At 46.1% G+C, this 12,437-nt stretch carries 12 protein-coding genes; 3 read left to right on the forward strand and 9 right to left on the reverse strand.

Annotation, left to right across the window (positions count from 1 at the left end):
* Positions 1 to 27 precede the first annotated feature (27 nt).
* The 9 genes from EZE20_RS15555 to EZE20_RS15595 form a co-directional block, all read right to left on the reverse strand.
* Positions 28 to 2,163 carry a TonB-dependent receptor plug domain-containing protein gene (locus tag EZE20_RS15555; RefSeq protein ID WP_132119294.1) on the reverse strand — a complete coding sequence of 712 codons (2,136 nt, stop codon included), beginning with the start codon at positions 2,161 to 2,163 and terminating at the stop codon, positions 28 to 30.
* Positions 2,164 to 2,168: 5 nt separating this feature from the next.
* A complete protein-coding gene (locus EZE20_RS15560) occupies positions 2,169 to 2,510 on the reverse strand; it encodes a DUF6686 family protein (RefSeq protein WP_132119296.1) in 342 nt (113 codons plus the stop codon).
* A 186-nt stretch (positions 2,511 to 2,696) separates the two neighbouring features.
* Positions 2,697 to 3,269: a PepSY-associated TM helix domain-containing protein gene (locus EZE20_RS15565; RefSeq protein ID WP_132119298.1), complete on the reverse strand. Its 573-nt coding sequence runs from the start codon at positions 3,267 to 3,269 to the stop codon at positions 2,697 to 2,699.
* A 34-nt stretch (positions 3,270 to 3,303) separates the two neighbouring features.
* The gene (locus EZE20_RS15570; protein WP_132119300.1) at positions 3,304 to 3,993 is read right to left on the reverse strand and encodes a hemerythrin; all 690 of its coding nucleotides are present in this window, start codon (positions 3,991 to 3,993) and stop codon (positions 3,304 to 3,306) included.
* 100 nt (positions 3,994 to 4,093) lie between these two features.
* Positions 4,094 to 4,666, reverse strand: a complete 573-nt coding sequence (locus EZE20_RS15575; RefSeq protein ID WP_132119302.1) for a YceI family protein — start codon at positions 4,664 to 4,666, stop codon at positions 4,094 to 4,096.
* Positions 4,666 to 5,565 (reverse strand): DUF5777 family beta-barrel protein, encoded by a 900-nt coding sequence (locus EZE20_RS15580; protein WP_132119509.1) that lies wholly within the window; start codon positions 5,563 to 5,565, stop codon positions 4,666 to 4,668. The genes EZE20_RS15575 and EZE20_RS15580 overlap by 1 nt, the downstream gene beginning before the upstream one ends.
* Before the next feature lie 11 nt (positions 5,566 to 5,576).
* Positions 5,577 to 6,101, reverse strand: a complete 525-nt coding sequence (locus EZE20_RS15585) for a QcrA and Rieske domain-containing protein (protein WP_132119304.1) — start codon at positions 6,099 to 6,101, stop codon at positions 5,577 to 5,579.
* Positions 6,102 to 6,193: 92 nt separating this feature from the next.
* Positions 6,194 to 7,579 (reverse strand): porin family protein, encoded by a 1,386-nt coding sequence (locus tag EZE20_RS15590; RefSeq protein ID WP_132119306.1) that lies wholly within the window; start codon positions 7,577 to 7,579, stop codon positions 6,194 to 6,196.
* Positions 7,560 to 8,132 (reverse strand): RNA polymerase sigma factor, encoded by a 573-nt coding sequence (locus EZE20_RS15595; RefSeq protein WP_132119308.1) that lies wholly within the window; start codon positions 8,130 to 8,132, stop codon positions 7,560 to 7,562. The genes EZE20_RS15590 and EZE20_RS15595 overlap by 20 nt, the downstream gene beginning before the upstream one ends.
* Positions 8,133 to 8,344: 212 nt before the next feature.
* Here EZE20_RS15595 and EZE20_RS15600 point away from each other — a divergent pair, with 212 nt between their 5' ends.
* The 3 genes from EZE20_RS15600 (at position 8,345) to EZE20_RS15610 (ending at position 12,434) form a co-directional block, all read left to right on the forward strand.
* Positions 8,345 to 9,139 (forward strand): PI-PLC domain-containing protein, encoded by a 795-nt coding sequence (locus EZE20_RS15600; protein ID WP_207104704.1) that lies wholly within the window; start codon positions 8,345 to 8,347, stop codon positions 9,137 to 9,139.
* A 260-nt stretch (positions 9,140 to 9,399) separates the two neighbouring features.
* The gene (locus EZE20_RS15605) at positions 9,400 to 9,939 is read left to right on the forward strand and encodes a heme NO-binding domain-containing protein (protein ID WP_132119312.1); all 540 of its coding nucleotides are present in this window, start codon (positions 9,400 to 9,402) and stop codon (positions 9,937 to 9,939) included.
* Between the two features lie 2 nt (positions 9,940 to 9,941).
* On the forward strand, positions 9,942 to 12,434 hold the full coding sequence (locus EZE20_RS15610; protein ID WP_132119314.1) for a PAS domain S-box protein: 2,493 nt from the start codon (positions 9,942 to 9,944) through the stop codon (positions 12,432 to 12,434).
* Positions 12,435 to 12,437: the final 3 nt, after the last annotated feature.

Genomic DNA, 12,437 nt, shown 5'->3' on the forward strand with positions numbered 1-12,437 from the left:
GTAAGTAAAAATTTGATTATCAATAGTTTAATTTAACTCGGAAGCTCGTTTCTTTTCCAGTGAAGCACTTATGCGCAGCCAGCCAAGTCGCCCGGGCTGAGCAGGTATGTAGGCCGCATTGGTAAAATTGAAGAGGTTGTCGACGCCTGCCTGTACCGAAAATTGTTTCCAGTGCCTGCCCGCTGCTACATTCCAGACCATGTAGCCAGTTACATATTCATTGTCAGCATCCAGAATGTCATTGCTGTTGCGGTCGCCGAAGCCGTATCTACCCCGGTAAATTCCCCGCAGCGAAGCAGAAATCCCGTTTGGCCCCGTATAAAAAAGTCGGGCATTGGCCGAGTGTTTGGAGCGGCCCATCAGCCCACCGTACGAGGCTTTGGGTACACGCTCCGTCACGAGTGTTTCAGGATCTCGGCGAAATACATTTCCGGCATTCAACCGACGAACCACGGCTTTGTCTTTGGCCTCGAGGTACTGATATCCCACCGAAAGTGTCAACGTTGATTTGCCAAATTCCCAGCGATTGCTGCTTTCCAGTTCGGCACCCTGCGTAAAAACCTCGCTGATATTGAGATAACTAAACACAGATTGTCCGTTGGTTTTGCGGGCTACTGCCTGCGTTTCTATCAAATCCTGCACATCGTTGCGAAAGGCGTTGAAGGTAGTTTTGAAGGTAGCGGCAGGCGTAAACTGAAAGCCGACATTGAATGCCCGTGAACTTTCGGGGCGCAGCGCACCAAACGTCGACGGATCGAGCAGTACATCTAAAATCTGTTCAGCCGCCTGCATGCGTTCCAGATTCGGTGCCAGTTCGAGCGCTCCAAAAACACTGTATCCAGCTACGGCATTGTTAAAATTGAGGTATAACTGTCTGAAATCAGGCGCTTTAAATCCTACTCCCGCTGAACCTCGCAGCATAAATTTTTCGGTCACCTGCCACGAAGCCGAGAGCTTAGGCGAAAACTGATTGCGATAGGCGCTGTGCGCATCGTAGCGCCCACCCGCAATCACATGTACGGACCTTGTCGGAAACCACTCGTACTGAAAAAACAGGTAATTGGTCTGAAAGGTCTGTTTTTGTTCGTAACGAGTAGCTTCCACCGCTTCTGCAATATGGCCCGTTCCGAGGGTCAATAAGTTTTTTTCAGAAAGTGTCCATTCGGTTAGAAGCTCGGGGCGGGTAAAATTCTGCCGAAAAAACGTTTGATCATATACCTGATTTTCAGGCTGATAATTCAGAGATGTGGAGGTGTGGTACCGGGTGTGGTATAGTCGGGCATGTATCTTTAAATAGCTGTTGACGGTGTGGCTGAGCGTAGAGTTATAACTTACGTCCTGCACCTTTCCGGGCCCTTCTACCAGTCGAACTTGGGCATTTTCTGTCACACCGAAAGCATTTTCCTGATTCTCTGAAAAAAACCGCGACGAAACCGCTAGCCTGGTTCGCTCCGAAAACTGATAGGAAAGGCGAGGCTGTAAGGTGATATTTTGAAAAGGAGAAACTGTATTTCCAATCGTTTCGGGCGAAAAGTCATAGCCGGCGCTGCTGTACCGGTTGGCATATACGTTGACACCAAGTTTTTTGTTTTTTATGCCCGCCATTCCGGCGACATCAAGGGTTTGATTTCCGCCATAACGTAAGTTGCCCTCAGCAAAGGTCCGGTTGGGGTTTTCGGTAATGATGTTGATCACCCCGGCCAACGCTTCGGACCCATACAAGCTTGACGAAGGGCCCTTGACAATCTCAATCTGTTTGATATTTCCAACCGAAATTCTTGATAATTCCAGCGTTCCGGCAGTTCGGCCAATCAGCGGTTCGCCATCTACAAGAATGAGTGTATAGTCAGGATTAAATCCCTGAACCTGAACGCCATTGCCGTGGTCGTTGACCATGAACAAACCGGTTTGTTCGGCCAATACGTCATTAAGACGCAGAGAGCCCATCGCCTGAATCTGTTTTTTTGAAATAACCGATACCGGCATCGGCAACGCCCCAAGCTGCCGCTCCGAGCGGGTAGCCGTTACGACCATCTCCGCCAGCGAATCTTCACGCATAGGGTCAGCAGATGGGCTTTGTGAGCGACTTTCGGTCAGCTGAAAAAGCAGAATGCAGAAACCCAAAACGGCTACTTTTCTATTTTTCCTGAAAGACTGTTGCATCGCCATCAGTTGAGGTTTTGCTCGGTGGCTTCAATGAGCTGCAACTTTGTCAAAGCCCGATTGAGCAGGTGCTGCAATTCGTAAAATTCAGTTTCGGTAAATGTAAAGTACAGGTCAGGCGAGGTCGTATTGATTACAATTTTTGAGCGGTACGGACACTGCTCAAAGTATATCGGTGGCGAAGTGGAGCCAATGTTACGCTGCAATCGAACGAAATCTTCCCGTCCAAAAAGTTGAAGAATCGGCCCAAATTCAACGGTGATGCATTGGTGGCAGCCTCTACACAAGGCCACTTGCCCATTCGCAGTAAGCGCCAGATTAATCGGCAAATTGTCAAAATGTTTCATGGTCGGCTTGTGCCTGCGGAGGCAGAATGAGTACGAAACTTTTCCTGCATTCTGCATCTCCGTAGGTCTTTTTATATTTAGACTAATTATAAATAACTTGTCAAAACTAAGCCAAAGGAAAGAAACAAGCAAGTTTATTTAGAAAAATTCTAAATAAACTATTTTCAGAAAAGATCAGAAAGGGATTTACCGCGAATCGCTCCGCTTCATGCGACGAATGCGAATAGGGTTGTACCACAACCAAAACCCGCTGAAAGAAAGGAGAATGAGCCCCAAAGAGACAATTGAGGTATAGGTCAGCTTGGCCGCTTCTCCGTCCGATTCCATCCAGAAATCGAGAAGAGAGCCATCATGAATTTTTTCAATAATATCAGATGTTCGTGTGTTTACGGATAGAATCTTACCCGTTGAGCAGTCAATTTGAAGTTCGGTAAAGTGCTCTACAAACACAATTTTCGCAATGCCTTTCTGCGGTCTCACGTCAATACGATCAATGCGGTCAGGCAGGTTAAGTTCCTCAACTACATATACTTTTGCGATTTTTTGAATACTGTCAAGGCTAATCCACTGCTGACTTTTCAGCTCGGTCCCCTGCGCTGTTTTTGGCAGAATCCCGGCTTGTTTTTTCCAGCCGAGCAGCAGCCCGGTAGTGCCAATCAGAAACATACATACAAACAGCGGCACAGCCGCCCATGTATGAAGTTTCCGATATAGCCGTGTTGTTTGAGCGATTTTTTGAGGTACCGAGGATTTTGACATGAAGGGTTTTTGGTCTGTTTTTTCAGAAAACAGATTACGCAGTTTTAAGCTTTTCTTCGAGCTCCTTAGCCATCGGCACCAATACGTGATCTTCGATTATAGCATGTTTGCGCAGTTCGAGCTCAAATATTTGTACCTGATTCAGGAATATACTATACGGCAAAGGCATCGTTTCAAATTCAGAATAGCGCTTAATTATCTGACTCACTTCCATCAATTCATCCTCAATGGAATCGTGATGATCCGTAAATTGGGCAATCGAGGCTTTGGCAAGCATATCGCTGATCTCCTCAGCAGAAAGTTCGCCCTGTGTAGCTTTCAGGAGTTTTTTGATGTACGGAAAAAACTCTCTTTCCTCCATTTTTATGTGCTCAATCAGATCATTTTTGTACGCATTGAAAAACAGGCATAGTTCGGCCAAAAGTTCGTGCGTTTTGCCATAACGGCTAAAAATATGAAGCAATGACTGCTCTATTTCCGGTAGTTTTTTTGTGAGATAGTAGCGGTGCGTAGCCTGCAAATAGGTGAGAATCTCGGTGATTGAGAACTTTCTGATTTTCTGAAACGGGAAATCCCGGTCATCATCGTAGAGGTCAAGAATCAGGTCAATAAGCTCATGATCAAGCTCAATAGGTGCATTGGTGGCGGTCACGTCAAGACGTTCGGTAACCGACTGATGAAGCAGGCTACCGGTGATGAGTTCGTCGTAGGTATTTTTTTTCATGGTGATTTTGTTGCTTATCCGGCATTAAATTTAACCGAATTTATACAAGTTCTCAAATTCGGGAAGAGCCATTGGATAAAGTTTTTCAAAATCAACCCGGCTACCGGCGATAGGGAGTCAGTATATAGTTTGCTTTTACGTCAATAACCTGAGCAATTTTGACAAAAACGATTTTTGGAACATCAATTTGATGGTCTTTTAAGGCTACTTCAAAATCGGTGGTCAGAGTAATATTTTTTTCCTGAACACTTATTTTTCCAGTCAGGGTTCGGGGTTGTTCTTTGCCGTGAATGAGCAATGTACCGTCTACGCGTACGTCGGTAGTTCCGTTTTGCGTCCAATCCGGCAGTTTGGTTATCTTTCCTTTAAAGGTGCTCGTGGGATATTTTTCCGATTCGAGGTAATTTTCATTGAAGTGTTCTTCCATCAGCTTATTTGGAAAATGGAAGTCCCGAACATTCATCCGCACAGCGATTTCGCCCGTCGTAGTGTTCAACAATACCTGCGTTTTGGTATTTACGGCCCGGATATTTTCGGCGGGAGTTTCAGAAAAGAAATTGGTTTGCCCGGTGGAAGTAGCGTACAGCTGCGCTTGCGTCAGCGTGGAAAAGCAACATAAAAAACTGAACAGCAGTCCGTTCAGGCACCAATTTTTGGGGTTTATATTTGTCATCAGTTAGGGAGTAATTTTTTCTTTCTGTCCAGGCTGAACGTCCTGGAAATATTGAATCCATAATGAATATCGCCTTTGCCCCACGAACCGGTGGTTTCGCCGATAAACTGTTTTTCAATCATGCCGAGGGAGTTTGTAAAATGCAGGGAAAAGACATGTCCGCCGGTTTCAATATCAACACCCAAAGCCAGCGAGTTGTAATAGGGCAAATTGTTATTTTCACGAAAAGCGTAAAAATAATCTGCATTTATGGACACGCGCCGACTCACTTTAAGGCGTCCGCCAACGCCCATGGCGAGTAATAAATTCTCATCATTGGACAGTTCCGGTCGGTTTCTGTAAAGGTAGGTAGGCGTCAGTTGAAGCGAGAGTCGTTCACTAAACTTCCGGGCAATCAACAGCTGCCCGGTATAGGTTAGCTTGTCCTGAAACGAATAGGTTTCGCCCGGAACAAAGGATTCCTGCGTGCGGATAACGGCGCTCCCAAAGAGCGTAACCGAAATGGGCATAGATTGAGCTGCACCGGTGGTTTGTTTAAGGAGTTTATATTTCCCAAAAAAATCATACGCTTTTTGTTCGCCGCTTCGGCCCACACCCACCATCAAATCGTCCGTAATTCCATATTCAAAGCCAAGCCGCATGACGGCCTGATCGAGCCCAAAAAACTCTTTGGCACCCGAATTCAGCCGTCCAAAGCGGTGCGAAATCCGAAAGTCCAGATGGTTGCGCTTCATGGTTTCTACCGACTGCACGTTGATAATGCGGGTAGATTTGAAAGTCGCAGAAACAGGCTGAGGCTTTCCATCGGCCTGTTTTTCGAGTTCATCGAGTAAATCGTCCTGCGCCAAAACTGCTGCCGGAAGTGCACAAAAGAGAAAAACAGTGCGGAGTACGTGCATCTTCTTCATTCTTAGACCTTAACTGTCAACGTGTTGCCATCCTGACTAAGCGTAGTCGTAAACACCGTAAGGGGTGCTACCGCCGGGCTTCTTTTGACACTGCCATCCAGATTAAACTCCGAGCTATGACTGCTGCACCAAATATCATTGGAGTTTTTGCGGAAGGTTACGGTGCTGCCTTCATGCGTACAGCGCTTCGAAAGCGCCACATATTTTTGACCTGCGGTGGCCACTACGATTGTGTCACCAATGATGGCAAACTCTCCTTCTGTTTTTAATTTACTGTATGCCGAAGAAGTCAAATCAACGGTAAAATTGATGGCGTTTCCGCTCGTTGTACCTGTCACTCCGGTAGCGGGAGTTCCTCCGCCAGTATTTGTTCCACCAGTACCACCAACCGGAGCGGGGTCGTCTTCGCCTGAACTACACGCAGTGAGGGTTCCGAGGCAATAAAACGCCATCAGGGCCGCACCGCTCATTCCCAGACTTCGCAAAAATTCTCCTCGTTTTAAGGTTTCCTGATTGTTCGTTTTCATTGTTGATCATTTAAGTGTTTGAGAAAAATTGGCTGCAAAAACTCATGTACGTTTGGGTAAAACGTTTGGTTTTTTTGATAAGAAAGAAAAAATTATTTTTTGAATGTCGGAGTATACCGGGCCGAAAACCACATTCCGGCGGTGTACAGATTCACTTTGCCAAACCCAACACCACGCAGCGGTACGCGCAAAAAAGGCTCAGCAACAAGGGAAACATGTTTGGACAGGCGTCGTTCATAGCCCGCCGAAACATTGAGGTGACTGAACAAATACCAACCTGTTTTGCCTTCCCAATTCCACCAGCGGATGTTCGGGTCATAATATTTGTAGTGATAGGTATATTTTTCATTCTGCATTTTGTAGGACGACACCCCGCTACTCACAAACCAACGCGAGATTTGACCCTGTCGAATATCATAACGCAAATTGACAGGCAACTCAAAAACCTGACAGGAGCCATCTACGCTACTCGGCATTTGTTTTTGGGTCCAGCTTGTCGGCCATTCGTACTGCCCCGGCAGGGCACTGTACGTTTTCAAACTTCTCACAATACCCGTTTGCAGGGCCAGTTTTCGGCTGATATAGTAGTCCACAAACAACGAGGCCGAAGGTCCGGGACGGGTCATTTGCTTCATGCCTACGGAGCTCATGTCCGGCGAAAAACCAACCCGAACGGCCCAACGTGGACTAGCTTCCTGCACCGGAGGTTTGGGTTTTGACAGGCTGTCAGCGCGTACCTTGTACGCTACGTTCGGATACGGCAGCCTTGTGCCAAACTGTGCTACCTCACGACGGTCCAGCAATTCCATGCTGCGCTCAGGTCTCTTTTCAAGCGTAAATTTTTCGGCAACAGCAGATACATCCAATGGCATTTTCAGATTTGTATCATCTACACCAGTAGCCGTCTCTCTCTTCTCCGAAAATTCCACACCTTTGACCGATTGCTTTTGTGTGTTATCTGTTTGAGAAAAACGCTCCGTATTTTTAGTGTCAGGAAAGAGATTGGCCCCTTTTCCGTTGTCCACAGGGGACAGACCGGATCGCTTTCGTACTCCGCTTACGTTGGCAGTTTCGGGGGCCAATTCTCTTAGATCTTTATAAACTTCCGTTTCATTTTTGTCTTTTTGCTCATCTATGACCGTTTCTTCCGCGCTTTTCTGCGGGCTGGATTGAGTCCTGTATTTTTGCGCTGCTGATTTGGAAGACAGAGCTGGTTTTCCGGCAGAAAAAGCATCCTTATCCCCATCAACCTTACTCTCCTCCTGCCAAATTCCGTACACACCCCATCCTCCAATCATCAGCAGCAATAGCACGGCCAGCCAGGTAGTTGTTTTTTGTAGCCATCCGGCGGGCGTTTTTTCGTCAGCATCTAACCTGCTTCGCAGGTCGTTCCAGTCTTTTTGTTCAAATTCAGGGTCAAACTCTTCGGCTGATTTTCTGAAGAGCTTGTCCAGTTCTTCATCGGACCACTCTTTCATACTCATCCAGGCTTTTTTTTGATAACATTACTTTCAACTTTTCACGCGCTCTCGACAGATTTGACTTGGACGCACCCACCGATATTTCCAGCTTTTCGGCAATTTCTTCATGCGTATATCCATCTATTACCGCCAGGCTAAATACCATTCGATAGGCCGGAGGCAACTCTTGCACCATTCCAAGTAATTCCTGATGCGAAAGCTGACTGACCGCATTGGCATCAATTGCTGCCAGGTGCTGAGCTTGCTCTACATCCTCAAAAACCTGATGTTTGGCTTCGCGCCGGTATTGATCCAGGGCCGTATTTATCATCACTCGTCCCAGCCAGGTTTTGAAAGATCGCTCACGATCAAAACTTTCTATTTTGGTAAAAACTTTAAAAAATCCTTCGTTCAATATTTCCTTCGCCTCATCCCGATTTTTGGCATACCGCATACACAAACCCATAGCATACCCATAAAACTGCCGATAGAGCAGTTCCTGACTACGACGGTCACCACGTAAGCATCCGTCGAGCAGGTCAAGTATAGCGGCGGAGGTATGCTCGGACATGCTTTGTTGTTTTGATTTGTTTTACGCTGATTCCTTCCTGAAGGTTGCGTGTGTGACTACCAAAAAAATATTTATTTTCATTTTCAGGTAATTTTTCCGTCTGCTCATCCGTCCTTGCAAAACGAGTAAGCAGGCCCAAACCCGTACTTTTCGGTTCAATATGAACTTTTTAACTTCTTTTCACTCATTAAGTTATGTATTTTTCAATTTTTATGCGTCAGTCTTTTTATTTGTACTCAAAGGTCTTTTCTGTGTTAATTCCTGTGCTCTTGTTGGTAGCCTTAGTTGCTCAGGCTCAGCCCTCGGACTATTCGATGGCGCAGGCGCATTCGCACAACGATTACGAACAGGCGCGTCCGTTTCACGCCGCTTATGAGCTTGGTTTTGGATCGGTAGAAGCAGATATTTTCCTGAAAAATGGAGAACTTTATGTTGCTCATAATTGGGAAGACATTCAGTCTGACCGCACCTTTCGGGCGCTGTATTTAAACCCATTACTCGAAAAAATCCGGGCAAACAACGGATGGCCCTATCCGGGAAAGCGGCCGATTCAGATACTGATTGATTTAAAAAATACCGGGCAAGCCACCCTGAAGGTTTTAGAACAGCAACTGCACCCCCACCGCAAGCAGCTACGGCATGTCCGGTTTGTGATTAGCGGCGATATGCCCGCCCCCGACAAACTACCCGAACAGTACAAACTCTTTACGTTTGATGGACGAAAAAACCTGACTTACTCGCCCAAGGCTTCGGCGCGCGTCGTATTGGTAAGTAGCAGTCTAATGGATTTTGGAGGGTTTTGGGATGGTCAGGAGCCGATGAAACCTACCATGAAAGAGAAAGTACGGCAATTTGTAGCTACTCAGCATGTTGCCAACAAACTGGTCAGGCTTTGGGCTACGCCCAATACCGAGCTCAGCTATCAAACTCTGAAAGAACTTGGCGTCGATTATCTGGGCACAGACGACTTACCCGGTTTGGCCACTTTTCTTCAACCTACAAAATGATCAAACTTCATTCTATTTGCATGGTTAAGTAGAAAAAAACACGCGGTTCACTGGATAATTTATGCTTTTTCAGGAGCCCTAATTTTAATAAATCAGGAGATACAAATAATGAACTATTTTTATTCTAACCAACAATTTTGAAAAACCAATTTTCGCCTCATCTATGTAATTAGTGCTCAATGAGGTACCAGTTCTATGAAAATTTAAATACCTTTCCACACACTAATAAAATAACCCTCTATCAAAAGATCTATCCAGTTATGAAAGGAATCGTTTTTACAGAATTTTTGGAAATGGTGGAGCAAAAATTTGGCTACAAAATGGTCGATGATTTGCTAATTTCCTCAGAATTACCATCTAAGGGCGTGTATACAGCCGTTGGCACGTACAGTCATAAAGAAATGTTCAGCCTTGTTACCCAGTTAAGTGAGCGCTCAGGAATTGATGCCTCTCTTTTACTCGACACCTTCGGGAGCCACATATTTGAACATTTCACCAGTAGATACAACCATTTTTTCAGTTCGTGTACAAGTGCCTTCGAATTTCTCTCCTCTATCGAAGAACATATACATGTCGAGGTTCAGAAATTATATCCGGATGCCGAGCTGCCGGAATTTATCATCAGCCGGCCAGGCGATGACGTTCTTTCGATGATTTATAAATCTGAACGTAAATTGAGTTTTCTGGCGCTCGGGCTCATCAAATCTACCCTTGCCTACTATGGCGAAACCGCCGAAATAACCATGAAGGACCTTTCGGGCGATGGGCACACAGTTGAATTTATACTTACAAAGGTATAGCTATGGCAGAACTCAACGAGGATGTTTGGAAACGGCGATGGGAGCGCGAGCGGGAGGCCAGAAAAAGTGCGGAGGCTATTCTGGAAACAAAATCCACTGAACTTCATGAAGCTAATGAAAAACTTCGTCGGCTGAATGAAGAACTCGAACAGGAAGTCCAAACGCGTACGGCCGCTTTGCAGGAAACCGAGGCTCGGTATCAGCAACTGGTAGAATCGGCTTTGGATGTGCTCTATCGTGCTGATCAGATGGGGCGGTTTACGTATGTCAACCCGATTGGGATTGAGAAATTTGAATACTCTGAGCAGGAAATTCTGGGAATGTCGTTCATTGAACTGCTGCATCCTGACTCCAAATCGGAAGTTCTTTCTTTTTACGCAAAAGTTTTTGAGCAAAAACAAGAGCGTTCTTATTTTGAATTTAAAGCACTGAGTAAATCTGGACGGGTCATCTGGATTGGGCAGAATGTGCAGCTGATTTTCACGGCCGATGGCGAGATTGCCGAACTCGTTGCCGTCGCCCGTGACCGCACTGCCCGAAAACTCACCGAAGAAAAACTTGATACGACTCAACTCAGGCTATCATCGCTGATTTCTAATCTACATTCAGGAATTTTGGTAGAAGATGAAAATCGGTACACAGTTTTAGTAAATCAGGCGATATGCGATATTTTTGATCTTCCCACATCCCCGGAAAATCTCATTGGTCTGGATTGCTCGCAGTGGGCCGAACAATCCAAGCACCTTTTCAAGCAGCCCGAAGAGTTTGTTGCCCGAATTGACGAACTGCTCAGAAACAAACAATTGGTAGTAAATGAGCAGCTTGAAATGAACAATAACCGCTATCTGGAACGGGACTACATTCCTATCTTTTCAGGAAACTCGTACCTCGGTCATTTGTGGCGCTACAACGACATTACGGAGGTCTACGAAACTCAGGAGCTGATTCGACGCAGTGAGGAAAAATACCGGGGCATCATCGAAAACATGGAGCTGGGGCTATTGGAAGTCGATATTGATGAAGTAATCCTGAAAGCCTACGGATATTTTTGCAGCATGGTTGGGTACGAACCCGAAGAACTTATCGGGAAAAAAGCCACCGAAATTTTGTTGCCCGTAGATTACTACGAGCTGATGGCAAACAATCAGCAAAAACGTCTCAAAGGAGAGTCGGGCAGCTATGAAATGCCGTTGATTAAGAAAGACGGATCACTTATCTGGGTACTCGTCAGCGCTGCGCCTGTGTACAATCATTTGGGTGAAGTCTCGGGGTCCATCGGCATACATTACAACATCACCAACCGCAAACAGCTGGAAACAGATCTGGCGCTGGCCAAAAACCTGGCCGAGGAAGCCCAAATCGCCGAAAAAGAATTTTTGGCGAACATGAGCCACGAAATCCGGACGCCACTCAATGCCATCATTGGCATGGCAAGCCTGCTGTACGATACAAGGCCTACGCCTGAGCAGCTCGAATACATTGATATTCTAAAAGTTTCGGCCAACTTCCTGCTTTCGCTCATTTCGGATTTGCTGGATATGGCCAAGATTGAAGCCGGACGAATCGAAATTCAGGCCCGGGCCTTTGACCTTGCCGGCTCGCTGCGTACGCTGCAACGCACCTTTCAGCTAAAAATGGAAGGCCGGCCCATTCAGGTAGAAGCCTCGCTGGATATTAACGTGCCGTCTACGGTCGTAGGCGACGAAGTGCTGCTTCATCAGATTTTGATGAATCTGCTGGGCAATGCGGATAAGTTTACCGAAAAAGGTAAAATCGGGATTCGGGTTAAACCGATGCACCAAACGAATACGCACATTACGCTCGAATTTCAGGTGTTTGATACGGGTATTGGCATCGCCGAAGATAAGCTGGATCTTATTTTCCAAAAGTTCAAACAGGTAAACGACCGGCAACGCCAAAAACACAAAGGCACTGGGCTGGGACTGGCAATTGTGAAAGAACTGGTGCGCCTGCAGGGTGGAGAAATCCGGGCAACAAGTACACCAAAACAAGGAACAGTTTTTACGTTCACGATTACGTATGGACTTACTTCCGGGGTTTCGGTAGCCGTAAAACCTGCGCCCGTTCTAGGGAATCTTTCCGACAATGCATCCCTTGCCGGAAGGCGGATTCTGGTGGTGGAAGATAGTCTGATGAACCAGAAATATATTTCTACGGTCCTAAACAAATGGCAGGTAGTTTTTGAAATTGCTCAGGATGGACAGGAGGCGGTTTCCAAAGCGCATCAGGCTTTGTACGATCTTATTTTGATGGATTTGCAAATGCCCATCATGGACGGCTACGAAGCAACGATTGCGATTCGTAGTACCCAAAATCCGAATCAGCAAACGCCCATTGTTGCCCTAACAGCCTCCGCTATGCTGGATCAAAAAGAAAAGGCGTTAAAATCCGGTATGGACGACTTCCTAACGAAACCCTTCACGCCTCCTCAGTTGGAAGATAAAATAAAGGAAATTTTACATTTCCCCTTATAAATC

It is taken from the genome of Arundinibacter roseus (genome assembly GCF_004348825.1).
In the GTDB taxonomy this organism is placed as follows: domain Bacteria; phylum Bacteroidota; class Bacteroidia; order Cytophagales; family Spirosomataceae; genus Arundinibacter; species Arundinibacter roseus.

What these genes read in the sequence shown, in the direction of transcription:
- EZE20_RS15585 (WP_132119304.1), bottom strand. Translation starts at nt 6,101, where the DNA reads ATGAAAACGAACAATCAGGAAACCTTAAAACGAGGAGAATTTTTGCGA.
- EZE20_RS15600 (WP_207104704.1), top strand. Translation starts at nt 8,345, where the DNA reads ATGCGTCAGTCTTTTTATTTGTACTCAAAGGTCTTTTCTGTGTTAATT.
- EZE20_RS15565 (WP_132119298.1), bottom strand. Translation starts at nt 3,269, where the DNA reads ATGTCAAAATCCTCGGTACCTCAAAAAATCGCTCAAACAACACGGCTA.
- EZE20_RS15605 (WP_132119312.1), top strand. Translation starts at nt 9,400, where the DNA reads ATGAAAGGAATCGTTTTTACAGAATTTTTGGAAATGGTGGAGCAAAAA.
- EZE20_RS15590 (WP_132119306.1), bottom strand. Translation starts at nt 7,579, where the DNA reads ATGAAAGAGTGGTCCGATGAAGAACTGGACAAGCTCTTCAGAAAATCA.
- EZE20_RS15595 (WP_132119308.1), bottom strand. Translation starts at nt 8,132, where the DNA reads ATGTCCGAGCATACCTCCGCCGCTATACTTGACCTGCTCGACGGATGC.
- EZE20_RS15570 (WP_132119300.1), bottom strand. Translation starts at nt 3,993, where the DNA reads ATGAAAAAAAATACCTACGACGAACTCATCACCGGTAGCCTGCTTCAT.
- EZE20_RS15580 (WP_132119509.1), bottom strand. Translation starts at nt 5,565, where the DNA reads ATGCACGTACTCCGCACTGTTTTTCTCTTTTGTGCACTTCCGGCAGCA.
- EZE20_RS15575 (WP_132119302.1), bottom strand. Translation starts at nt 4,666, where the DNA reads ATGACAAATATAAACCCCAAAAATTGGTGCCTGAACGGACTGCTGTTC.
- EZE20_RS15610 (WP_132119314.1), top strand. Translation starts at nt 9,942, where the DNA reads ATGGCAGAACTCAACGAGGATGTTTGGAAACGGCGATGGGAGCGCGAG.
- EZE20_RS15560 (WP_132119296.1), bottom strand. Translation starts at nt 2,510, where the DNA reads ATGAAACATTTTGACAATTTGCCGATTAATCTGGCGCTTACTGCGAAT.
- EZE20_RS15555 (WP_132119294.1), bottom strand. Translation starts at nt 2,163, where the DNA reads ATGCAACAGTCTTTCAGGAAAAATAGAAAAGTAGCCGTTTTGGGTTTC.